Origin of the sequence: Mixta sp., from assembly GCF_024610815.1 — a bacterium.
In the GTDB taxonomy this organism is placed as follows: domain Bacteria; phylum Pseudomonadota; class Gammaproteobacteria; order Enterobacterales; family Enterobacteriaceae; genus Mixta; species Mixta calida.
In genome coordinates this window covers 17,872-38,761 of record NZ_JANION010000105.1, presented here as the reverse complement: position 1 = coordinate 38,761, position 20,890 = coordinate 17,872, and the positions used below count along the sequence as shown (strand labels likewise).

Annotated in this window: 23 protein-coding genes; 10 read left to right on the top strand and 13 right to left on the bottom strand. The window is 56.7% G+C overall.

Annotated features, from left to right (window positions below; translation table 11 throughout):
• Positions 1–235: 235 nt before the first annotated feature.
• Positions 236–982, top strand: a complete 747-nt coding sequence (gene fpr, locus MYY08_RS07220; RefSeq protein WP_038629063.1) for a ferredoxin--NADP(+) reductase — start codon at positions 236–238, stop codon at positions 980–982.
• Here the strand turns inward: fpr and MYY08_RS07215 are convergent.
• Positions 973–1,425, bottom strand: a complete 453-nt coding sequence (locus tag MYY08_RS07215; RefSeq protein WP_052133973.1) for a DUF805 domain-containing protein — start codon at positions 1,423–1,425, stop codon at positions 973–975. The two genes, fpr and MYY08_RS07215, sit on opposite strands and share 10 nt — an antisense overlap.
• Positions 1,426–1,529: 104 nt before the next feature.
• Here MYY08_RS07215 and MYY08_RS07210 point away from each other — a divergent pair, with 104 nt between their 5' ends.
• Together MYY08_RS07210 and tpiA are read left to right on the top strand one after the other, a co-directional pair.
• Positions 1,530–2,132 (top strand): DUF1454 family protein, encoded by a 603-nt coding sequence (locus MYY08_RS07210; protein WP_038629065.1) that lies wholly within the window; start codon positions 1,530–1,532, stop codon positions 2,130–2,132.
• A gap of 124 nt (positions 2,133–2,256) precedes the next feature.
• Entirely contained in the window at positions 2,257–3,021 is a 765-nt protein-coding gene (gene tpiA, locus MYY08_RS07205) for a triose-phosphate isomerase (protein ID WP_071883720.1), read from the top strand.
• A gap of 40 nt (positions 3,022–3,061) precedes the next feature.
• On the opposite strand, the gene MYY08_RS07200 is transcribed toward tpiA, so the two are convergent.
• The 5 genes from MYY08_RS07200 to cpxP all read right to left on the bottom strand — a co-directional run bounded on the left by MYY08_RS07200 (position 3,062) and on the right by cpxP (position 7,834).
• Positions 3,062–3,820: a CDP-diacylglycerol diphosphatase gene (locus MYY08_RS07200; RefSeq protein WP_288013860.1), complete on the bottom strand. Its 759-nt coding sequence runs from the start codon at positions 3,818–3,820 to the stop codon at positions 3,062–3,064.
• A gap of 81 nt (positions 3,821–3,901) precedes the next feature.
• On the bottom strand, positions 3,902–4,891 hold the full coding sequence (locus tag MYY08_RS07195) for a sulfate ABC transporter substrate-binding protein (RefSeq protein WP_038629071.1): 990 nt from the start codon (positions 4,889–4,891) through the stop codon (positions 3,902–3,904).
• Positions 4,892–5,032: 141 nt separating this feature from the next.
• The gene (gene pfkA, locus MYY08_RS07190; protein ID WP_038629072.1) at positions 5,033–5,995 is read right to left on the bottom strand and encodes a 6-phosphofructokinase; all 963 of its coding nucleotides are present in this window, start codon (positions 5,993–5,995) and stop codon (positions 5,033–5,035) included.
• A 216-nt stretch (positions 5,996–6,211) separates the two neighbouring features.
• Positions 6,212–7,108, bottom strand: coding sequence for a CDF family cation-efflux transporter FieF (gene fieF, locus MYY08_RS07185; RefSeq protein ID WP_038629073.1), 897 nt, complete (start codon positions 7,106–7,108; stop codon positions 6,212–6,214).
• Positions 7,109–7,318: 210 nt separating this feature from the next.
• Positions 7,319–7,834 (bottom strand): cell-envelope stress modulator CpxP, encoded by a 516-nt coding sequence (cpxP, locus tag MYY08_RS07180; protein ID WP_038629076.1) that lies wholly within the window; start codon positions 7,832–7,834, stop codon positions 7,319–7,321.
• 151 nt (positions 7,835–7,985) lie between these two features.
• Between cpxP and cpxR the strand changes: the two genes are divergently transcribed.
• The 3 genes from cpxR to trmL are packed head-to-tail and all read left to right on the top strand — an operon-like array spanning position 7,986 to position 10,563.
• Positions 7,986–8,684, top strand: a complete 699-nt coding sequence (gene cpxR, locus MYY08_RS07175; RefSeq protein WP_038629079.1) for an envelope stress response regulator transcription factor CpxR — start codon at positions 7,986–7,988, stop codon at positions 8,682–8,684.
• Positions 8,681–10,054 (top strand): envelope stress sensor histidine kinase CpxA, encoded by a 1,374-nt coding sequence (cpxA, locus tag MYY08_RS07170; RefSeq protein WP_038629082.1) that lies wholly within the window; start codon positions 8,681–8,683, stop codon positions 10,052–10,054. The genes cpxR and cpxA overlap by 4 nt, the downstream gene beginning before the upstream one ends.
• A 35-nt stretch (positions 10,055–10,089) precedes the next feature.
• Positions 10,090–10,563, top strand: a complete 474-nt coding sequence (gene trmL / locus MYY08_RS07165; RefSeq protein WP_038629084.1) for a tRNA (uridine(34)/cytosine(34)/5-carboxymethylaminomethyluridine(34)-2'-O)-methyltransferase TrmL — start codon at positions 10,090–10,092, stop codon at positions 10,561–10,563.
• 18 nt (positions 10,564–10,581) lie between these two features.
• Here the strand turns inward: trmL and cysE are convergent, their stop codons facing one another.
• From cysE to MYY08_RS07140, 5 genes are all read right to left on the bottom strand, one after another.
• Positions 10,582–11,403, bottom strand: coding sequence for a serine O-acetyltransferase (cysE, locus tag MYY08_RS07160; RefSeq protein ID WP_038629086.1), 822 nt, complete (start codon positions 11,401–11,403; stop codon positions 10,582–10,584).
• Positions 11,404–11,475: 72 nt separating this feature from the next.
• Positions 11,476–12,495, bottom strand: coding sequence for an NAD(P)H-dependent glycerol-3-phosphate dehydrogenase (gene gpsA, locus MYY08_RS07155; protein WP_038629087.1), 1,020 nt, complete (start codon positions 12,493–12,495; stop codon positions 11,476–11,478).
• Positions 12,495–12,956 carry a protein-export chaperone SecB gene (gene secB / locus MYY08_RS07150; RefSeq protein WP_038629089.1) on the bottom strand — a complete coding sequence of 154 codons (462 nt, stop codon included), beginning with the start codon at positions 12,954–12,956 and terminating at the stop codon, positions 12,495–12,497. The genes gpsA and secB overlap by 1 nt, the downstream gene beginning before the upstream one ends.
• 50 nt (positions 12,957–13,006) lie before the next feature.
• Complete coding sequence (gene grxC, locus MYY08_RS07145) at positions 13,007–13,258, bottom strand: glutaredoxin 3 (protein WP_038629091.1); 252 nt, start codon at positions 13,256–13,258, stop codon at positions 13,007–13,009.
• A gap of 18 nt (positions 13,259–13,276) precedes the next feature.
• On the bottom strand, positions 13,277–13,708 hold the full coding sequence (locus MYY08_RS07140; protein WP_038629093.1) for a rhodanese-like domain-containing protein: 432 nt from the start codon (positions 13,706–13,708) through the stop codon (positions 13,277–13,279).
• Positions 13,709–14,042: 334 nt separating this feature from the next.
• On the opposite strand from MYY08_RS07140, the gene envC reads away from it, so the two are divergent.
• The 4 genes from envC to MYY08_RS07120 all read left to right on the top strand — a co-directional run bounded on the left by envC (position 14,043) and on the right by MYY08_RS07120 (position 18,489).
• Complete coding sequence (envC, locus tag MYY08_RS07135; protein WP_038629095.1) at positions 14,043–15,350, top strand: murein hydrolase activator EnvC; 1,308 nt, start codon at positions 14,043–14,045, stop codon at positions 15,348–15,350.
• Positions 15,351–15,352: 2 nt separating this feature from the next.
• Entirely contained in the window at positions 15,353–16,267 is a 915-nt protein-coding gene (locus MYY08_RS07130; RefSeq protein WP_038629097.1) for a divergent polysaccharide deacetylase family protein, read from the top strand.
• Positions 16,268–16,352: 85 nt separating this feature from the next.
• Positions 16,353–17,585: a glycosyltransferase gene (locus MYY08_RS07125; protein ID WP_190296283.1), complete on the top strand. Its 1,233-nt coding sequence runs from the start codon at positions 16,353–16,355 to the stop codon at positions 17,583–17,585.
• Positions 17,578–18,489: a hypothetical protein gene (locus MYY08_RS07120; RefSeq protein WP_038629102.1), complete on the top strand. Its 912-nt coding sequence runs from the start codon at positions 17,578–17,580 to the stop codon at positions 18,487–18,489. The genes MYY08_RS07125 and MYY08_RS07120 overlap by 8 nt, the downstream gene beginning before the upstream one ends.
• A gap of 52 nt (positions 18,490–18,541) precedes the next feature.
• Here the strand turns inward: MYY08_RS07120 and tdh are convergent, their stop codons facing one another.
• Both tdh and kbl read right to left on the bottom strand, forming a co-directional pair.
• Positions 18,542–19,570, bottom strand: a complete 1,029-nt coding sequence (gene tdh, locus MYY08_RS07115; RefSeq protein WP_288013859.1) for an L-threonine 3-dehydrogenase — start codon at positions 19,568–19,570, stop codon at positions 18,542–18,544.
• A gap of 11 nt (positions 19,571–19,581) precedes the next feature.
• A complete protein-coding gene (kbl, locus tag MYY08_RS07110) occupies positions 19,582–20,778 on the bottom strand; it encodes a glycine C-acetyltransferase (RefSeq protein ID WP_038629108.1) in 1,197 nt (398 codons plus the stop codon).
• Positions 20,779–20,890 lie beyond the last annotated feature (112 nt).

Genomic DNA, 20,890 nt, shown 5'->3' with positions numbered 1-20,890 from the left:
AACAGGATTGATGGCGGCAAAAATAGCAGTTCGCGTAGAGAAAGAAATGACAGCGCAATAAAGATTTTTAGCCATTCTGTCAGCAGAAATTGACCTTCTTTGTAAAACTAACTGTACGGCAGCACAAAGTGCCGCCCCTTTTTGTCGCCCAGAGCTTTCGGATAACGCGCGGGCTGGAAAAAGCGCGCCCAAGTGACGAAGATAGGCACTACGTTAATGAGGTGGAGGAAGCGCAATGGCTGAATGGGTTAATGGCAACGTAAGCGAGGTCACGCACTGGACGGAGAATTTATTCAGCATCAAGGTACATGCTCCCGTCGCGCCTTTTATTGCCGGCCAGTTCGCTAAGCTGGCGCTGGAAGTAGAGGGTGAACGCGTTCAGCGCGCCTACTCTTACGTTAATGCGCCCGCCAGCCCCGATCTGGAGTTCTATCTGGTGAATGTGCCGGAAGGCAAGCTCAGCCCGCGACTGCACGCGCTGAAGCCTGGCGACAGCCTGATGATAACGAAAGAGGCCGCCGGTTTTTTCGTGTTGGATGAGATCCCTGAATGTCAGACGCTATGGATGCTGGCGACCGGCACGGCAATCGGCCCTTACCTTTCCATTCTGCAACAGGGAGAGGGCATGGCGCGCTTCGAACATATTGTGCTGGTGCATGCGGCGCGTTACGCCGCCGATTTAAGCTATCTGCCGCTGATGCAGCAGCTGGCGGAACGCTATAACGGCAAGCTGCGCATCCAGACAGTGGTAAGTCGTGAAACGGCGCCCGGCGCGCTAACCGGACGCGTGCCTGCGCTGATTGAAAGCGGCCAGCTTGAGCAGGCGGTGGGCCTGCCGATAACGGCGGAAAACAGCCATATTATGCTGTGCGGCAACCCGCAAATGGTGCGCGACACCCAGCAATTGCTGAAAGACACGCGAGAAATGCGCAAGCATCTGCGCCGCAAACCGGGCCATATCACCAGCGAACACTACTGGTGAGTACTATTCCCTGTGCCGCGCTTGCCGAAATAGTTCACCGGCTGCGCGGGCTGGCCAAAGCGGTTAGCGCCTGACGATCCGGTTAGCAGCCCCGACTCGATCAGTATCGCCGCCAGAATCAGCGTCGGCGCTAAACGGCCCAGCGCCAGCTGCCAACCCGACCCCAGCACCGCCCAGTTTCCCGCCAGCAGCATCCAGGCGACAATCAGCAGCAGCGCCCAATAGCCGCGGCGATTGCGATCGTGCAGCCGTTTCACCAGCACGGCGCTGGCTGGCCACAGCAAACACACCACGCCAAACGCCGCCATCTGCGTATCCAGCAAATCATTTCCCGCGAGGACGAAAAGCGCGGTCATGGTCAACAACCAGACTAACTGCCAAATCCAGAAATCTCGTCGCCCCAGGCGGCCGCGATAGGAGAAACACCATTGCTGTAGCGTCATTTTTTCGTCCCGAGGAAAACTATAAAATGGTTGCCGCAGTTTTTGACTTTGGCGGGTAAAAACCGTTCTAATCTTGGCTGAGTTTACTGGACAGGGCAGAAAAAATGAAGAAAGCGCCAGGCACTTTGCTGACGCCGCTGCTGTTACTGCTTGCGCTACTGACGAGCACGACGGCGCGAGCCGACGAGACGTCAACGCGTAGCGATGCAATGCCCACAGCGCCTTATCTGCTGCCGGGAGCGCCGACGTTTGATATGACCATCGCGCAGTTTCGGGAAAAATATAATGCGGCGAATCCTGATCTGCCGCTCAGCGAATATCGCGCCGTCGACAGTCGGCTCGATAAAAGCAATCTGACGCGCGCCGCCAGCAAAATCAGCGAAACGCTTTATGCCTCCACCGCGCTGGAGCCCGGTACCGGCAAAATAAAAACGCTGCAAATTACCTGGCTGCCGATTCCTGGCCCGGAAGAAAAGGCGGCGCAGGAAAAAGCGCAGGCCTATATGGCGGCAATGCTGCGCTTTTTCTCGCCGACGCGCTCGCAGGAAGAGAGCGGCAAGCGGCTGAGCGAGCTGTTAAACAAGGGCAAAGGATCGCGCTATTACGCCCAGACGGAAGGCGCGCTGCGCTTTGTGGTAGCGGATAATGGTGAAAAGGGGCTAACTTTCGCTGTTGAACCGATTAAGCTCGCGTTGTCAGCACCCTGAACATCGCGGCAAAAATGACGAAAAGCAAAGCCATTCAGGTTCAAGATCTCTATACTGTCTGGCAGACATCGCTGCCCGGCGGGCAGTGTACTTTACTGGTATAGCGTTACACGTGGAGGATATGATGCGACATCCGTTAGTTATGGGTAACTGGAAGCTGAACGGCAGCAAAAAAATGGTCAGCGAGCTGATCGACGGGCTGCGTAAAGAGCTGAACGCCGTTCAGGGCTGTGGCGTCGCCATCGCCCCACCAGTGATGTATCTGGATCAGGCGCAGCAGGCGCTGGGCGACAGCCAGATCGTACTGGGCGCCCAGAACGTTGATGTGAACCTGTCCGGCGCGTTTACCGGTGAAGTGTCTGCCGAGATGCTGAAAGATATCGGCGCGCGCTACATCATTATCGGCCATTCAGAACGTCGTACTTACCATAAAGAGAGCGATGAATTTATTGCGAAAAAATTCGCCGTTCTGAAAGCTGCGGGCCTGATCCCGGTGCTCTGTATCGGTGAGACCGAAGCGGAAAACGAAGCGGGTAAAACCGAAGAAGTTTGCGCGCGTCAGATCGACGCCGTGCTGGAAACTCAGGGCGCAGAGGCTTTCAACGGCGTTGTTATCGCCTATGAGCCAGTCTGGGCAATCGGCACCGGCAAATCTGCTACTCCGGCGCAGGCGCAGGCGGTGCATAAATTCATTCGCGACCATATCGCGAAGAAAGACGCGAAAGTGGCTGAGCAGGTCATCATTCAGTATGGCGGCTCTGTTAACGATAAAAACGCCGCGGAGCTGTTCGCGCAGCCGGACATCGACGGCGCGCTGGTCGGCGGCGCCTCGCTGAAAGCTGACGCCTTTGCCGTTATCGTGAAGGCAGCAGCCGCAGCGAAAGCCTGATGTTTCACGGGCGGTGAAGACGCCGCCCGTTTCTTTTCCGCTATGGCGATAACATCGCGCAGCGATGATCCTGCAACTCTTCCGCCGAACCCCGATTCAGTGCTAACCAGTTACGCTTAATCGCCATAAGCGCCAGTCTTCCGTCCGGCAACGACGCCAACGCCAGACCATATTTCCCCATCTCCTGCTGCGCCTGTGGCACTTCCTGCGACAAACGGATAAAACTGCTCTGCTGCGTCAGTTCGGCTGGCGTTAACGTGCGGATCAGCCAGCGATGCGCCGTCAACGTATACGGCCGCCACTGCCGATCAAGCTGCGGAGCAAGGCTGTCCAGCGCCTGACGCACGTCCGGGCGCAGGCAGGAGATATGAATATGCAACTGGTTCTGCGTGCGGCCAAATTCAGAATTTATGGTAAGCGAAGCCACGCTATCCGGCACCGCCGCGCCGTGCCGCATTGAAAGCAAACTACGTTGTTGCCAGGCGAGCGCGAAAAAGTCAGGCGTGGCGGCATCGAGCAGCGCCGGGCTCTCAATGCCGCTGATGCGCGCCACCGGCATGAGCAGATATTGTAAAGGGCCATTGCGATCTTTCAGCGTGACGAAACCCTGCGCAAAATCGACGCGCTGGCAGGGGCTGGGGTTATTTTTACTTTGCTGTCCGGGAATACACTGCTGACTAATCATCCGCCAGAGCGCATCGCCATTTTTATGAAAACGCCAGGCGGCGACGCCCAGCGCGATACAGAGAGAGACTACAACAACCGTAACGATCTTCAGAGCGCGTGCAGCAGTCGGCATAGCGGCTATTCCCTTGATGACTCGTGACAATCCTCGCCGCTTCCGCAAGCATTGTCACGTGAATCATTCAAGACGCTTTGCTTAACGCTTCATAATTTGATCGTACGTACCGCCATCGGCAAAGTGGGTTTTCTGTGCCGACGTCCAGCCGCCGAATTTATCATCAACGGTGAACAGCTTCAGCGGTGAAAAGACGTTGGCATATTTTTTCGCGACTGCCTCATCGCGCGGGCGATAGAAGTTCTGCGCGGCGATATCCTGTCCCTCCGGCGAATAAAGGTATTTCAGGTATTCAGTGGCCACTTTACGCGTGTCACGTTCGTCCACCACGCGGTCGACGACGGAAACCGTCGGCTCGGCCAGAATCGATTCGCTGGGCGTGACGATTTCAAACTGATCTTTGCCCAGCTTGTTCACCGCCAGATACGCTTCGTTCTCCCAGGCGATTAACACGTCGCCGATGCCGCGTTCAACGAAGGTGTTGGTGGCGCCGCGCGCGCCGGAATCCTGCACTTCCACATTTTTAAACAGCGATTTGACGAACGCCTGCGCCTTCGTCTGGTCGCCCTTGTTCTGATCGAGCGCATAGCCCCAGGCCGCCAGGTAGTTCCAGCGCGCGCCGCCAGAGGTTTTCGGGTTTGGCGTAATGACCGACACGCCGGGCTTCAGCAAATCAGGCCAGTCGTGGATCTGTTTAGGATTGCCTTTACGCACCAGGAAAACGATGGTTGACGTGTAGGGAGCGGAGTTCTCGGGTAGACGTTTCATCCAGGCTTTATCAATGCGGCCGCGCTCGGCGATAGCATCCACGTCTGACGCCAGCGCCAGCGTCACTACGTCGGCGCGAATGCCGTTGATTACCGAAGTAGCCTGTTTGCCGGAGCCGCCGTGCGACTGGCGGATCACAAGGTTATCGCCCGTTTCCTGCTTATAATGGGCGCTGAACGCTTTGTTATATTGTTCGTACAGCTCACGCGTCGGATCGTAAGAGACGTTCAGTAGCTGAATATCCTTCGCCAGCACGCTGGTTGACGCCAGTAAAACAGCCAGCCCTACACTCCACTTATTCATTGCATGCTCTCCCCAATTTAATTAGCGAAAGCGTGACATAAAGCGAGCAGCGATTTAAAGAATTAAAAATAAGAGTTTATTACTTTATAGAATATAGCGAGGAGATAAAAAGGCGCTGACGGTACAGCGCCCTGAAGAGCATCAGTAAAGTTTTTTCGCCGTTTCCAGCCAGTCGCGTTTAAACGGACGCTTCATGTTTTCAATCGCGTCAATGATGTCGTGATGCACCATTTTTTCGTTCTGGATGCCGACGCAGCGGCCGCCGTAGCCCTGCAGCAGCAGCTCAATCGCATAAGCGCCCATACGGGAAGCCAGAATACGGTCATAGGCGACCGGCGCGCCGCCGCGCTGAATGTGGCCCAGCACCGTGGCGCGGGTTTCACGCCTGGTTTCAGCTTCGATATATTTCGCCAGCTCATCAATGTCGCAAATATGCTCTGTGATAGCGACGATGGCGTGCTTTTTGCCTTTCGCGATGCCCGCTTTAATCTCTTCAACCAGCTCTTCGCGGGTATAAGGGATTTCCGGCAGCACGATAAATTCACAACCGCCGGCAATCGCCGCCGCCAGCGTCAGATCGCCGCAGTAACGTCCCATCACTTCAACAATAGAAATACGCTGATGCGAAGAGGAGGTATCACGCAAACGGTCAATGGCCTCAACCACCGTTTCCAGCGCGGTGAAGTAGCCGATAGTGTAGTCCGTACCCGCCACGTCGTTATCAATGGTGCCTGGCAGGCCGATGCACGGAAAGCCCATTTCCGTCAGTCGCTTCGCGCCCATATAGGAACCGTCGCCGCCGATCACCACCAGCGCGTCAATACCGCGCTTTTTCATATTCTCGATAGCTACCTGACGCGTTTCTTCATTACGAAATTCAGGAAAACGCGCGGAGCCCAGAAAAGTGCCGCCGCGGTTAATCATGTCAGAAACGCTGTAGCGGTCGAGGTTGATCATACGGTCTTCATACAAGCCGAGATAGCCATCATAAATGCCAAAAACTTCCAGGCCTTCACTCAGGGCGGAGCGGACTACACCGCGAATAGCTGCGTTCATCCCTGGGGCGTCGCCGCCGCTTGTCAGTACACCGATTTTCTTGATCATGGCTACCTCTGGACTCAATACTTGATGATGAATTCGTTACGCCGGAAAGTTTCGACGCCCGCTCAGTGTCCGATCTTACCGACTCATATTGGCAAATAGTATATCAAAGCCCTGATGCTGAATTGATTCAGGTCAGACTAGTTTCTGGAAAATCTTTCACGCAACCCGGTCTGGCGCTTTGCTCAAAGCCAGGCCGATATTATTTCACAATTTCGTCTATAAAAAACCCTGCGGCTCGGTTCGCGCCACGGAACACGGGTCCTGATGAATGATGATGTCAGAACCAGGGAACTGCTTTAACAGCGCCTGTTCAACCTGCTCGGCAACCCGATGCGCCTGGAATAGCGGCAGGCTGTCATCCAGTTCCAAATGTACCTGAATAAAGCGGGTAGGACCGGACTGACGGGTGCGTAAATCGTGCGCGCCCTGCACGCCGGGCCAGGTAGTGATGATTTGCACGATCTGTTGCCGCTCCGCATCCGGCAGCGCGCGATCGAGCAACGACTGTACGGCATCATAGCCCATACGCAGCGCACTAAACAGAATCCATGCGCCGATAGCTAACGCAAAAAGCGCATCGGCGCGCGCAAAGCCATACCAGCTCAGTGCCAGCGCCAGAAAAATCGCGCCGTTCATCAATACATCGGACTGATAGTGCAGCATATCGGCACGTATCGCCTGGCTCTGCGTCTTACGCACGACCCAACGCTGAAAAGTGACCAGCAGCAACGTGGAGAGCAACGCAATCAACGTCACCGCCATGCCGACCAGCGGCGCATGCAGCGTTTCCGGGCGCGCCAGATGTTGCAGGCCAGTAAGAAACAGGAACAGGGCGGAACCGGAGATAAACATGCTCTGCGCCAGCGCCGCCAGCGACTCCGCTTTGCCGTGGCCGAAGGTATGCTCCGCGTCGGCAGGCTGCAACGAATAGCGCACCACCAGCAGATTCGTTAGCGAAGCGGCGGTATCTACCAGCGAATCCACCAGCGCTGCCAGCACGCTCACCGATCCGGTATACCACCAGGCGAAGATTTTAATCAGCAGCAGCAGCAGCGCCAGTACCGTTGCCGCCAGCGCGGCCCGGTTAACCAGCCGCGCATAGGAAGCCATCATGCGCACCCCACGAAAGGTAAAAGCTAAGTATAAGAGCAGTATGGCAAAAAGGGGTGTCGCGGATCTAACCTAATCATCGATGGCGTAAGTAAGCTGACGCAACGGAACGCGCTTACCGCAGAAGAAAGGAAAAACAGGCAAAAAAAACCCCCGCATCATGCGGGGGAAGACAGGGATGGTGTCTATGGCAAGGAAAACAGGGATACTATGTTACTGGTTACTGCCGGTACTGCTCGCGTCATGCAGCGATGGAACCTGCTGCAGATTCGTTAGCTTGCGCAACTCATTCATGCGTTGCTCATGCCTTTGCTGCAAAACAGCCTGTTGCTGCGGCGTTAGCAGGTGATACATCTGGTTGCGGATACGGGACATTTCGACCTGCCGCGCAACCTGCGCCTGTGCTAACTTTTCTGCCTGAGCCCTGACGGCTGCTTCATTAAATTCTTCTGCAATCACTAAATTATGCAGTGTCTCTAAGTCTTTCACGTTGACGGGCGGACGCTCATATTGCGTTTGCTGCATCAGATCGCGCATCTGCTGACGCTGCTGTTCCGAAAGCTTAATGCCGTCAAACATATGGCTTTGCGGATTTTGCGCTATGCTGCCAGTCATCGTTTCAACCGGCTGATGCACCCCGTCAATCGTCGTAACGTCTGCTGCCCATGCGCTGGAGTAACTAAAAACCACCGAGGCTGAAGCAAAGACGACGGCGGTTACCTTGCGCATCGTTTACTCCCACATTCGTTTGCGTCATTTGATTTAACGAAGTCCAGACTACAGAGATAGCTGCAAACTAGCGTCAGGGGGTGTAAAACTACGTAAAGCGATGGAATGGGGTGTGCGATCACGCTATTTTGCCTGCGGAGGGCTTAAGAAAATGAATAAAATCCTGTTGGTAGATGATGACCGCGAATTAACTTCGCTGCTTAAAGAACTGCTTGAAATGGAAGGGTTTAATATTGTCGTTGCCTCTGATGGCGAACAGGCTTTGAACCTGCTTGACGACTCGATCGACCTGTTATTGCTCGATGTGATGATGCCGAAGAAAAATGGTATCGATACCTTAAAAGAGCTGCGCCAGCAGTACCAAACGCCCGTCATTATGCTGACCGCGCGCGGCAGCGAATTAGACCGCGTGCTGGGCCTGGAACTGGGCGCGGACGACTACCTGCCGAAACCTTTCAATGACCGTGAACTGGTGGCGCGCATCCGCGCGATTTTGCGTCGTTCCAGCTGGAGCGAACAGCAGCAGCAGCATGACAACAGCTCCCCCACGCTGGAAGTTGACTGCCTGCGTCTGAATCCAGGACGTCAGGAGGCCAGTTTCGATAACGTGACGCTGGATCTGACCGGCACCGAATTCACCCTGCTCTACCTGCTGGCTCAGCACCTGGGACAGGTGGTATCCCGTGAGCATCTGAGCCAGGAAGTGCTGGGCAAACGCCTGACGCCCTTCGACCGCGCTATTGATATGCATATCTCCAATCTGCGTCGTAAACTGCCTGAGCGCCGCGACGGCCACCCCTGGTTTAAAACGCTGCGCGGCCGTGGATACCTGATGGTTTCCGCATCATGATAAGCAGTTTGACCACCCGCATCTTCGCCATCTTCTGGTTAACCCTGGCGCTGGTATTGATGCTGGTGCTGATGCTTCCTAAGCTCGACTCGCGTCAGCTTACGTCGCTGCTGGAAAGCGAGCAGCGACAGGGCACCATGATTGAGCAGCACGTTGAAGCGGAACTGATGCAGGATCCGCCAAACGATCTGATGTGGTGGCGTCGGCTGTTTCGCGCCATCGATAAGTGGGCGCCGCCGGGGCAGCGTCTGCTGCTGGTCACCAGCGAAGGGCGCGTGATCGGCGCGCAGCACAATGAAATGCAGATTATCCGTAACTTTATCGGACAGTCTGACAATGCCGACCACCCGCAGAAAAAGAAATATGGCCGCGTCGAGCTGGTCGGTCCGTTCGCCGTGCGTGACGGCGAGGATAACTATCAACTCTACCTGATGCGTCCAGCCAGCAGTTCGCAGCTCGACTTTATCAACTTGCTGTTTGACCGTCCGCTGCTGCTGTTGATTGTCACCATGCTGATCAGTTCTCCGCTGCTGTTGTGGCTGGCGTGGAGCCTGGCGAAGCCGGCGCGTAAGCTCAAATACGCGGCGGATGAGGTGGCGAGCGGCAACCTGCGTCAACATCCAGAGCTGGAGGCGGGACCGCAAGAGTTTCTTGCCGCCGGTTCCAGCTTCAACCAGATGGTCAGCGCGCTGGAACGGATGATGACGGCGCAGCAGCGTCTGCTGTCCGATATCTCGCACGAGCTGCGCACGCCGCTGACGCGCCTGCAGCTGGCGACGGCGCTCATGCGGCGCCGTTATGGGGAAGGCAAAGAGCTGGAGCGCATCGAGCTGGAGGCGCAGCGTCTCGACGGCATGATCAACGATCTGCTGGTGCTGTCGCGCACTCAGCATAAAAATGCGCTGGTCAGCGAAGCGATGAAGGCCAACCATCTCTGGAACGGCGTGCTGGAAGACGCGAAATTCGAAGCGGAGCAGATGGGAAAAATGCTGGAAGTGCCCTATCCTCCGGGGCCCTGGCCGCTGTACGGCAACCCGCATGCGTTGGAAAGCGCGCTGGAGAATATCGTCCGCAACGCGCTGCGCTATTCGCACTCCCGTATCTCGGTCAGCTTCTCCGTTGATAATCAGGGCATTACGGCGCATGTGGATGATGATGGTCCGGGCGTCAGCGCGGAAGATCGCGAGCAGATTTTCCGTCCCTTCTACCGTACCGATGAAGCGCGCGACCGCGAATCAGGCGGGACCGGTCTGGGCCTGGCAATTGTGGAAACAGCCATTCAACAGCATCGCGGCTGGGTAAAAGCGGATGACAGCCCGCTCGGGGGCCTGCGCCTGACTATCTGGCTGCCGCTGTACTCTGTGCGCTAATTTGGTATGCTTCGGCCCTCGTTATCGGGGGCCTTATGCTGAATATCGTCTTATTTGAACCTGAAATACCGCCTAACACCGGCAACATCATCCGCCTGTGCGCCAATACCGGCTTCCAGCTGCATCTGATTGAGCCGCTGGGCTTCGCCTGGGATGATAAACGTCTGCGCCGCGCCGGACTGGATTACCATGAATTTACTGCGATTAAACGCCACGCCAGCTTCGAGGATTTCTGCCTCAATGAGAAGCCGGAACGTCTGTTTGCGCTAACCACCAAAGGCACGCCCGCCCACAGCGCGGTCAGCTACCAGGTGGGCGACTATCTTCTGTTTGGCCCGGAGAGCCGCGGCCTCCCGGACACCATTCTGGGCGCCCTGCCGCCGCAGCAAAAAATCCGTATTCCAATGCTGGCACAGAGCCGCAGCATGAATTTGTCGAATGCGGTTTCCGTGGTGGTATACGAAGCATGGCGGCAGCTGGACTATAGCGGCGCGCTGTTAAAAAGCTGACAGCGCGTTCTGAGTCGATTAGATGCCATCGCCGAATTCAAATCCCGGCACGGTGCCGTTAAAGTGCTGATCCATATCCATTGAGGGCTTTTCACTGGCAGGTTTGCCGACAATACGCGCCGGCACGCCAGCGGCGGTGGTATGCGGCGGCACCGGCTGCAACACCACCGAACCGGCGCCGATTTTCGCGCCGCGTCCGACTTCAATATTGCCCAGAATCTTCGCGCCCGCGCCGATCATGACACCTTCACGAATCTTCGGATGACGATCGCCGCTGGTTTTGCCGGTTCCGCCCAGCGTTACCGACTGCAAAATGGAGACGTCGTTTTCTACTACCGCCGTTTCGCCAATAACGATGCCGGTGGCATGATCGAGCATAATGCCGCAGCCAATGCGCGCCGCAGGATGAATATCCACGGCGAAAGAGACAGAAATTTCGTTTTGCAGGTAGACCGCCAGCGCCCGACGGCCTTCATTCCACAGCCAATGGCCGATGCGATAGGCCTGTAGAGCGTGGAAGCCTTTCAGGTAAAGCAGCGGCGTAGAATATTTATCAATCGCCGGGTCGCGCAGCAGCACGGCCTGAATATCGCGCGCGGCGGCGGCGATCATGGAAGGGTCCTGACGGTAAGCCTCTTCAACGATTTCGCGGATGGCGATGGCTGGCATAATGGCGTTAGCCAGCTTGTTCGCCAGCATATAGCTCAGCGCGCCTTCCAGATTTTCATGCTTGAGCAAAGTCGCATGGAAAAAGCTGGCCAACATCGGTTCACAATCCGCAAGGGCTCGCCCTTCTGCTTTGATGTTATTCCAGACCATGTTCAGTTCATCATCCGACATTGCTCTCTCCCGATAAAAAAATAGCGTCCGGTTAGCCCGGAACGCCACAGGTACGACAGCCGGGACTCCGCCTCAGCGACTGCTGTTTTCATCCTTACGGGCACGCCCCAGCAAACTCAATGCTGCCTCGCGCGGTGATTTTTCGCAATACAATACCTGATAAATTTGCTCGGTTATTGGCATTTCGACGCCGTAGCGCGCCGCCAGCGCTTTCACCTCTTTGGTGTTGCGATAGCCTTCGACCACCTGTCCGATCTGCGCCTGCGCGCTTTCCACATCAACGCCCTGGCCCAACATCATGCCGAAACGACGATTGCGCGACTGGTTATCAGTGCAGGTCAGCACCAGATCGCCCAGCCCCGCCATGCCCATAAAGGTGGTAGGATCGGCGCCCAGCGCCTCGCCAAGACGGCTCATCTCCGCCAGACCACGCGTAATCAGCGCGGTGCGGGCATTGGCGCCGAAGCCGATGCCGTCTGAGATGCCAGCGCCGATAGCGATAACGTTTTTCACCGCCCCGCCCAGCTGTACGCCGATAAAATCAGGGTTGTTGTAAACGCGGAAACTTTTGCCACAGTGCAGCAGCTGTTGCAGATCGTCGGCGAACTGCGGATCGGTGGCGGCCAGCGCAATGGCGGTCGGCAGGCCAGCGGCCAGTTCCTTAGCGAAGGTGGGACCGGAAATGACCGCCAGCGGCAGCGCATCGCCCACGATTTCGCGCGCAACATCCTGCAGCAGGCGACCGGTTTCACGCTCAAGCCCTTTCGTAGCCCAAACGATGCGCGAATCGGGACGCAGATGCGGCTTAATCTGGGCCAGCACCTCGCCAAATACATGGCTTGGCACCACAATCAACAGATCGCGGCTGGCGGCGACGGCGTCGGCCAGATCGGGGTCAGTCGAAAGGGTATCGGGGAAAGGCACATCCGGCAGAAAAGCGGCGTTGCAGCGATCGGCTTCCAGCTGCGCTAAATGTTGAGGATTATGACCCCACAACAGCACCTGATGGCCGTTGCGGGCTAAGGTAATGGCCAATGCGGTGCCGTAAGATCCGGCACCCAGCACGGTAACTGACGCGTTACGCTTATTCATCAGGCATCCTGACGAGGTTCGCCGCCTTCTTGCTGCTGCAGGTAGTTCATAAACAGCGCATCGAAGTTGACCGGCGCAAGGTTAAGCTGCGGGAAGGTGCCGCGAGAAACCAGACTGGTGATGCACTCACGGGCGTACGGGAACAAAATGTTCGGGCAATAGGCGCCGAGGCAGTGCGCCATCTGGGTGCCTTCAATACCGGAGATAGTGAAGATACCCGCCTGCTGCACTTCGCACAGGAAAGCGGTGTCGGTGCCGACGGACGCCGTCACGGTCACGCGCAGCACAACTTCAAAGACGCCTTCGGCCAGCTGGCTGGATGCGGTATCCAGATCCAGTTTCACTTCCGGCTCCCACTCTTTCTGGAAAACCTGCGGCGCGTTAGGCGCTTCAAAAGAAATATCTTTCGTATAGATACGCTGGATCTGGAATGACATTTCGCTGGTGTTTTGTTCTGACATTATTATTGAGTCCTGTTAGTTAAAAAAATCCATCGGTACGCCAGTGGCCATTACTTCAGCAGAGGATCAAGCCCTCCGCGGCTGTCCAGCGCGTAAAGATCGTCGCAGCCGCCAATGTGCTGCGCATCGATAAAAATCTGCGGTACGGTGGTACGGCCGCTGCGCTTGATCATCTCTTCGCGCTTGTTCGCATCGCCGTCAATCGGGATTTCCTCGAAAGCGACGCCTTTCTGGGTCAGCAGCGCTTTTGCCCGGTGGCAATAAGGGCAGGTTGCTTTGGTATAAATCTCTACGTTAGCCATATTCAGCACCTTATGAAGTTATTTGCCGCGCACCAGCGGCAGATTTTCACTGCTCCAGCCTGCGACGCCGTCTTTCAGCACGCTGACCTGTTCAAAACCCGCCGCACTCAGCTGAGCCGCGGATTCGAATGCGGAATTACCCGTCGCGCAAACTACAATTATGGGCTGGGCTTTATGCTTTTCCAGTTCGCTGAAGCTGCCCTTTTTAATATCCGCCGCCAGAATATTATGCGCGCCGGAAATGTGACCTTTACGAAACTCATCGCGGGAGCGGATATCGACGACAACCGCATCTTCCTTGTTAATCAGGCGTGTGGCTTCCCCACGGCTGATGGTTTTAACTTTGGAAAACATGCCTTTAAAGGTGGTCACGATTACCAAAACCAGCAACACGACCCATGCCATACACAGAATGGGGTGATTGCTTGCGAATTGCATAATTTCTTGCATGAGGGGTAACAACTCCCGACAGGGTTAATAAGCGAAAATGAGGTTTCTGAGTATACCTGCGCCACTTCTCATGTACAGTCGTGAAGCGGGCAGAGTGTCGTTTTCTGCGGCATAAAGAGGAAAAAAATTGCCGTGGCGCAAACCGGAAGGAAACCAAACGCGCAAAAGAGGCGGCAGAGCACATAATTATCCGCTAAGGTCCTTTTGACAGAACGAACGGCCTGTTTTTAACAGATATTGCGTGGTTAAAGCGCCAGCTTTGACATGAACAGAAACGGAAAAGCGCGGCCGATTGCTGGCAAGCCGCTATTCATCGTGGAATAATCGGTTCCTTATGAGGGAAAAAGCATCAGTTTCACACACATGGACTCCAGGTAACTTTATGCCCTGTTACGCGCCGTTACGCAGCAGTTTGTCCGCGCTTTCCGTCAGCCTGTTATGTGCTGGCGCGCTGCTGTTGCCGCTTTATGCTGGCGCGGCGGACGACAGCAAATCCCAGCTGAAATCTATTCAGCAGGACATTGCGGAAAAAGAAAAAAGCGTCCGTCTACAGAAGGAGCAGCGCAGCAGGCTGCTGGATCAGCTGCAAAGCCAGGAAAAAGTCATTGCCGAAGCCAGCCGCAAGCTGCGCCAGACGCAGCAGCAGCTGACGCGCCTGAACAAAGATATCGACGCCCTTACCCGCTCTATTGAGCGGCTGCAAAAGCAGCAGGCTCAGCAGGAAAAGCTGCTGGCGCAGCAGCTTGACGCCGCTTTCCGCCAGGGTAAGCACAGCGGCTTACAGCTGCTGCTGAGCGGCGAAGAGAGCCAACGCAACGAACGCATCCTTTCCTATTTCGGCTACCTTAACGAGGCGCGCCAGAAAACCATCGGCCAATTACAGCAAACGCGCAGCGATCTTGCGGCGCAGAAGGCCGATCTACTGAATAAGCAGAACCAGCAAAAGTCGTTGCTTAGCGAGCAGCAAACCCAGCAGGCGCGTCTGGAAGAGGCGCGCGCCGCGCGCAAGAAAACCCTGGCTACGCTGGAAAACGCGCTGGAGAAAGACCAGGCCGACCTGGTAGAAATGCGCCAGAACGAAAGTCGGCTACAGGACAAAATCGCCCGCGCCGAGCGCGAAGCCAAAGCGCGCGCCGAACGTGAAGCGCGCGAGGCGGAACAGGTGCGTAAACGTCAGGCGCAGGCGAAAGCGAAAGGCTCCACCTATAAACCGACCGAAAGCGAACGCTCGCTGATGTCGCGCACCGGCGGCTTAGGACGTCCTGGCGGACAGGCATTCTGGCCGGTGCGTGGCCGTATCGAACATCGCTTCGGCGAAACGCTGCAGGGCGAGCTACGCTGGAAAGGCCTGGTGATCGACGCGCCCGAAGGCGCAGAAGTCAAAGCGATCGCCGACGGCCGCGTGCTGATGGCCGACTGGCTGCAGGGATACGGGCTGGTCGTCGTGGTCGAGCATGGTAAAGGCGATATGAGTCTTTATGGCTATAACCAGAGCGCGCTGGTCAGCACCGGCGATCAGGTAAGAGCCGGGCAGCCGATTGCACTGGTCGGCACCAGCGGCGGACGCGGCACGCCGTCGCTTTATTTTGAAATCCGTCGTCAGGGACAGGCGGTCAACCCACTCCCGTGGTTAGGAAGATAGTTTTGTTCTCAGTAAAAAAAATTGCCGCCGCGCTGGGCGGCCTGCTGCTGGCCGCTTCGGCAAACGCCGGCAAACTGGCGATCGTGATTGATGATTTCGGCTACCGCCCGCAGCAGGAAAACCAGGTGCTGCAAATGTCTAACGCCATTTCGGTCGCGGTGCTGCCGACCGCCCCGCACGCGCATGAAATGGCCACCAAAGCCCACCAGCGCGGCCACGAGGTGCTAATCCACCTTCCGATGGCGCCGCTTAGCAAGCAGCCGCTGGAGCGCGATACGCTGCAACCGGAAATGAGCCAGGAGGAAATCGCGCGCATTATCCGCAGCGCGGTGGCGAACGTGCCCGGCGCCGTGGGCATGAATAACCATATGGGCAGCAAAATGACCTCCAGCCTGCCGGGCATGGTGAAAGTCATGCAGGTGCTGGATCACTACAATCTCTACTTTCTCGACAGCATGACGATCGGCAACAGCCAGGCGACGCGCGCGGCGGCGGGCACCCAGGTGAAGGTGATCAAGCGCCGCGTTTTCCTTGACGATAATCAGAACGAAGCGGAGATCCGCAAGCAGTTTAATCGCGCGGTGCATCTGGCGCAGCGCAACGGTTCCGCGATCGCTATCGGCCATCCTCATCCCACTACCGTGCGCGTGTTACAGCAAATGCTGCCGAACCTGCCCGCGGATATTACGCTGGTGCGTCCCAGCCAGCTGCTGAACGAGCCGCAAATCGATCGCCCTGCGCCTGCGCCGTCAACCCCCACGACGCCGAAGCCGAAGCCGCGTAATCCGTTCCGCGGCCTGGCCGTTTGTCAGACGCCGCAACCGGTCGCGCCGGTGCCGGCAACGCGCGCGCTGTCGGTCATCGCCGACAGTATTCAGCAGAGCGCGCTGGTGAAAAAAATAGGCAGCCTGTTCTGATCGGTTGCCCATCGTCAGGGCGGCCGTAAATCACTATAATGCCGCCCTGATATTTCACCTTCCGTGAGCGTAAGGACAGAGCGCGATGACGCAACCTCGACAAAAAATCCTGTTACTGGATAACGGCAGAGAATGGGGCGGCGGCACGAACAGCATGCTGGAGCTGCTCAGGCGCATCGATCGCGACCGTTTCGATATTACCTGCTGCTTTTATTACAACTATCAGCGCGGCGAAGGTGAAACTATTGAGTCGGTGCTGACGGAGCTTGGCATTCCGGTCATCTTTATTCCGCAACGCAAGCAGCCGCTTTCTGCCAAGCTGCAGAAAGAGCTGCTGCGTTCGCTGCTGTTTTTCAGCCGTCCGCTAAAAAAACGCGCCACGGATGCAGTTGATCGTCGCTGGCGCGTGGAGCCGAATGCCCGCAGTCTGCGCGCGCTGCTGCAACAGGGCGGCTATCACACGCTTTATATGAACAACCAGCCCAGCACCAACGTTGAAGGCTATCTGGCGGTAAAAGATCTGCCTGTTGGACTGGTGCAGCATTGCCGTATCGAACCGCAGCTGAATCCCGCGCTGGTGAAGATGATCAACCAGCGCGTCGACGCCATTATCGCCGTTTCTCACGGCGTCAATCAGACGCTGCGCGCTAACGGAGTCGATGCCGCACGCTGCTTTACGGTATCCAACGCGATTGATATTTATCAGCCGCTGCCCGATCGCGTGACCGTGCGTGCCCGGCTTGGCCTGCCGACCGACAGCTTCCTGTTTGGCAGTATCGGCTCGCTAATCGCGCGCAAGGCGACGCATCACACGTTACAGGCGCTCAGCGCCTTCCGCCGCGCCTGTCCGCAGATAAACTGGCATATGGTGGTGGTCGGCGCCGGTCCGGAACGGGAGAATCTGCAACAGCTGGCGGCGCGGGAAGGCATCGCCGATCGCGTAATCTTCACCGGCTTTCGTAATAATGCGCTTGATTACCTGGCGGCAATGGATGTCTTTGTGCTGGCGTCACGCAGCGAAGGCCTACCGCGCGTCGTGCTGGAAGCGATGCTGGTTAATACCGCCGTTATCGGCTCGCGCGTCGTGGGCACCGCCGAACTGATTGATGACGGACGCACTGGCCTGCTGTTTGACTATGGCGATACGGCGCGTCTCTGTGCGCATATGCAGGCGCTGTGTCAGAATAACGCGCTGCGCCAGCAGCTGATTTCACAGGCGAATGCCAACGTTAAAGCCCATTACGCTATCGAACATTATGTCGCAGGCGTCGAAGCGCTCCTGCAGAGCGTGGCAAAGGAACCCCTACCGCATGTTTAACTTTCTTAATCCGCAATACCGTTACATTACTTCTCGCCATAATATCCCTTACGCCCAGGCGGATGTGCAGGGCGAGGTGCCGGTTACCTCTGTGGTCATTCCCTGTACCGGCGCAGATTTTATTGAAGAAGCGGAACTGAGCGCGCTGTTCGCCGCTCGCTACGCCACGCAGGCTGAAGAGATCGTGATCGTCAGCGACCAGCCCGCCGAGCTGTTCCGTCAATTGCCGGAAAAAACCCGTGTGGTCACGCTGGATGTGCCGCAGCGTGAAGAAAATTACCGCTATAAGCAAATCTACCGCAGCCGCCTGATTAAGCTACAGGCGCCGTTGCAGGCACAGACTGACGGCATTTTGATGATCGATTCCGATCTGAATCTGCTGCAGATGCCTGATATCCGCATGAAAGAAGGCCACATTTACTCCAGCTTCCGTCAGGGGAAAATGATCGCCAAACTGGATAAGGCCGCGCCGGAAAAGCGCCCTGCTTACTATGCGCGCACTATCCGTCCTTTCCTGGTCGATCACGTTAACGGCGCATTTTTGGCAGCCACGCGCCAGACATGGAAACGCATTTGCCCGCTCTGGCTGACGCTGTTTCAGGATACATGGGAACTGATGGATGATTCACAGCCGCCGACCGATCAGCTGCCGCTGGCCGCCCTGCTGGATATGCTGGATATCAAAACCATCAACCTTGGCGAATGGATGAACTGGCCGGTTTCCAAACGGATTGGCGGCCAGGAGGCGGTGATTCCAAAAGAGGTGGTCGGCGCTCATGGCGGCTTTCCGCTATCGGAGTGGCAGAAATACCTCCAGTCCGCTGATGCTCCGCTGCTGTTTAAAGGCCAGGACTACACGCGTAAAGTGCGGTACCTGACCGACGCCGAGAAGAAAAAGCAGTAAACGTTCTACAGCCCGCAACGTCCGTTGCGTTGCGGGTAAAAATACAGCAGAGTTAATCCCAGCTCAGTACGACCTTGCCTGAACGGCCGGACCGCATCTCGTCGAAGCCCTGCTGAAACGCATCGATATGATAGCGATGAGTAATGATCGGCGTCAGGTCGAGCCCTGACTGAATCAGCGCCGCCATCTTATACCAGGTTTCAAACATCTCTCGTCCATAGATCCCTTTGATAAACAGACCCTTGAAAATTACCTGATTCCAGTCAATCGCCATATCTGACGGCGGAATGCCCAGAAGCGCAATGCGGCCGCCGTGATTCATCGCCTCCAGCATCGCGCGGAACGCCGGCGGCGCGCCCGACATTTCCAGACCGACATCAAAGCCTTCGGTCATGCCCAACTCGCTCATCACCTGTGACAGCGATTCACGACTGACGTCGACGGCACGCGTTACGCCCATCTGACGCGCCAGCTCAAGGCGGTAAGCATTCACATCGGTAATCACCACGTGGCGTGCGCCTACATGTTTACAGACCGCCGCGGCCATAATACCGATCGGCCCCGCGCCGGTAATCAGCACATCTTCACCGACCAGATCGAACGAGAGCGCGGTATGCACCGCGTTGCCGAAGGGATCGAAAATGGCCGCCAGCTCATCAGAGATATTTTCCGGGATCTTAAAGGCGTTAAAGGCAGGGATAACCAGATATTCGGCGAAGCAACCCTGTCGGTTTACACCGACGCCGACAGTATTGCGACAAAGATGGGTGCGTCCGGCACGACAATTACGACAGTGGCCGCAGGTGATATGCCCTTCGCCGGAGACGCGATCGCCGACAGAGAAGCCCTTCACCTCCTGCCCCATCGCCACCACTTCGCCCACATATTCATGGCCGACAATCATCGGAACCGGGATGGTTTTCCGCGACCACTCATCCCAATTGTAAATATGAATATCGGTGCCGCAGATAGCGGTTTTACGGATTTTAATCAGTAAATCGTTATGGCCAGGTTCAGGGATCGGCGCATCCGTTACCATCCAGATGCCTTCCGTCGCCTTGAATTTTGCAAGTGCTTTCATGACCGTACCCCTCAGGCAATCACGCCCAGCTGTTTGCCAATACGCGTAAACGCATCCACCGCCCGTTCAAGCTGCTGATGCGTATGCCCCGCTGAAATTTGCGTGCGGATGCGCGCTTGCCCTTTCGGCACCACCGGATAAAAAAAGCCGGTGACGTAAATGCCTTCGTTCTGCAATAAACGCGCAAACTCCTGCGCCACCTTCGCTTCTCCCAACATCACCGGAATAATGGCGTGATCGGCGCCGGCCAGCGTAAAGCCCGCCTTTGTCATCGCCTCGCGGAAATAACGTGCGTTCTCCCACAGGCGCTGCCGCAGCCCGTCGCCTTCGCTCAGCAGATCCAGCACCCGCAGCGATGCGCTGACGATAGCGGGCGCCAGCGAGTTAGAGAACAGATAAGGACGGGAACGCTGACGCAGCCACTCCACCACCTCTTTTTTCGCCGCCGTATAGCCGCCGGAGGCGCCGCCCAGCGCCTTGCCCAGCGTGCCGGTAATGATGTCGACGCGCCCCATCACGCCGCAGTACTCATGAGTGCCGCGCCCACCGGCGCCGACGAAACCGACCGCATGGGAATCATCCACCATCACCAGCGCGTCAAACTCGTCAGCCAGATCGCAAATGCCCTGCAAATTGGCGATCACGCCATCCATAGAAAAGACGCCGTCGGTAGCGATAAGGATATGACGCGCATCGGCCGCGCGCGCCTCTTCCAGCCGCGCACGCAGCTCCGCCATATCGTTATTGGCGTAGCGGTAACGGCGCGCCTTGCAAAGGCGAACGCCGTCAATGATGGAGGCGTGATTCAACGCATCGGAAATGACCGCATCCGCCGGCCCCAGCAGCGTTTCAAACAGGCCGCCATTGGCGTCGAAGCAGGAAGAATAGAGAATGGCGTCTTCCATGCCGAGAAAATCGGCCAGGCGCTGCTCCAGCTGTTTATGGATATCCTGCGTGCCGCAGATAAAACGCACCGAAGCCATGCCGAAACCGTGGCTATCCATGCCCTGCTTCGCCGCCAGCACCAGCGCCGGATGGTTGGCCAGTCCCAGGTAGTTATTGGCGCAGAAGTTGATCACGTCCTGGCCCGCGCCGATGCGGATATCGGCCTGTTGCGCCGAGGTGATGATACGTTCCTGTTTAAACAGGCCTTCCTGCTGCGTCACTGCCAGCTGTTCATTGATTTGACGATAAAAATCTGCAGGCATTTTTATTCTCCGTTACCGTCTTAGAGTCGGCACATCATACTGAACGGCCGCCGGTCAAACGATAATCGGCGCAACAGAATGTCAATTTTGCAGCATATATCACGCCTGCCTG

Coding starts and splice junctions, on each gene's coding strand:
- fpr (WP_038629063.1), top strand. CDS start 236: ATGGCTGAATGGGTTAATGGCAACGTAAGCGAGGTCACGCACTGGACG.
- MYY08_RS07215 (WP_052133973.1), bottom strand. CDS start 1,425: ATGACGCTACAGCAATGGTGTTTCTCCTATCGCGGCCGCCTGGGGCGA.
- MYY08_RS07210 (WP_038629065.1), top strand. CDS start 1,530: ATGAAGAAAGCGCCAGGCACTTTGCTGACGCCGCTGCTGTTACTGCTT.
- tpiA (WP_071883720.1), top strand. CDS start 2,257: ATGCGACATCCGTTAGTTATGGGTAACTGGAAGCTGAACGGCAGCAAA.
- MYY08_RS07200 (WP_288013860.1), bottom strand. CDS start 3,820: ATGCCGACTGCTGCACGCGCTCTGAAGATCGTTACGGTTGTTGTAGTC.
- MYY08_RS07195 (WP_038629071.1), bottom strand. CDS start 4,891: ATGAATAAGTGGAGTGTAGGGCTGGCTGTTTTACTGGCGTCAACCAGC.
- pfkA (WP_038629072.1), bottom strand. CDS start 5,995: ATGATCAAGAAAATCGGTGTACTGACAAGCGGCGGCGACGCCCCAGGG.
- fieF (WP_038629073.1), bottom strand. CDS start 7,108: ATGATGGCTTCCTATGCGCGGCTGGTTAACCGGGCCGCGCTGGCGGCA.
- cpxP (WP_038629076.1), bottom strand. CDS start 7,834: ATGCGCAAGGTAACCGCCGTCGTCTTTGCTTCAGCCTCGGTGGTTTTT.
- cpxR (WP_038629079.1), top strand. CDS start 7,986: ATGAATAAAATCCTGTTGGTAGATGATGACCGCGAATTAACTTCGCTG.
- cpxA (WP_038629082.1), top strand. CDS start 8,681: ATGATAAGCAGTTTGACCACCCGCATCTTCGCCATCTTCTGGTTAACC.
- trmL (WP_038629084.1), top strand. CDS start 10,090: ATGCTGAATATCGTCTTATTTGAACCTGAAATACCGCCTAACACCGGC.
- cysE (WP_038629086.1), bottom strand. CDS start 11,403: ATGTCGGATGATGAACTGAACATGGTCTGGAATAACATCAAAGCAGAA.
- gpsA (WP_038629087.1), bottom strand. CDS start 12,495: ATGAATAAGCGTAACGCGTCAGTTACCGTGCTGGGTGCCGGATCTTAC.
- secB (WP_038629089.1), bottom strand. CDS start 12,956: ATGTCAGAACAAAACACCAGCGAAATGTCATTCCAGATCCAGCGTATC.
- grxC (WP_038629091.1), bottom strand. CDS start 13,258: ATGGCTAACGTAGAGATTTATACCAAAGCAACCTGCCCTTATTGCCAC.
- MYY08_RS07140 (WP_038629093.1), bottom strand. CDS start 13,708: ATGCAAGAAATTATGCAATTCGCAAGCAATCACCCCATTCTGTGTATG.
- envC (WP_038629095.1), top strand. CDS start 14,043: ATGAGGGAAAAAGCATCAGTTTCACACACATGGACTCCAGGTAACTTT.
- MYY08_RS07125 (WP_190296283.1), top strand. CDS start 16,353: ATGACGCAACCTCGACAAAAAATCCTGTTACTGGATAACGGCAGAGAA.
- MYY08_RS07120 (WP_038629102.1), top strand. CDS start 17,578: ATGTTTAACTTTCTTAATCCGCAATACCGTTACATTACTTCTCGCCAT.
- tdh (WP_288013859.1), bottom strand. CDS start 19,570: ATGAAAGCACTTGCAAAATTCAAGGCGACGGAAGGCATCTGGATGGTA.
- kbl (WP_038629108.1), bottom strand. CDS start 20,778: ATGCCTGCAGATTTTTATCGTCAAATCAATGAACAGCTGGCAGTGACG.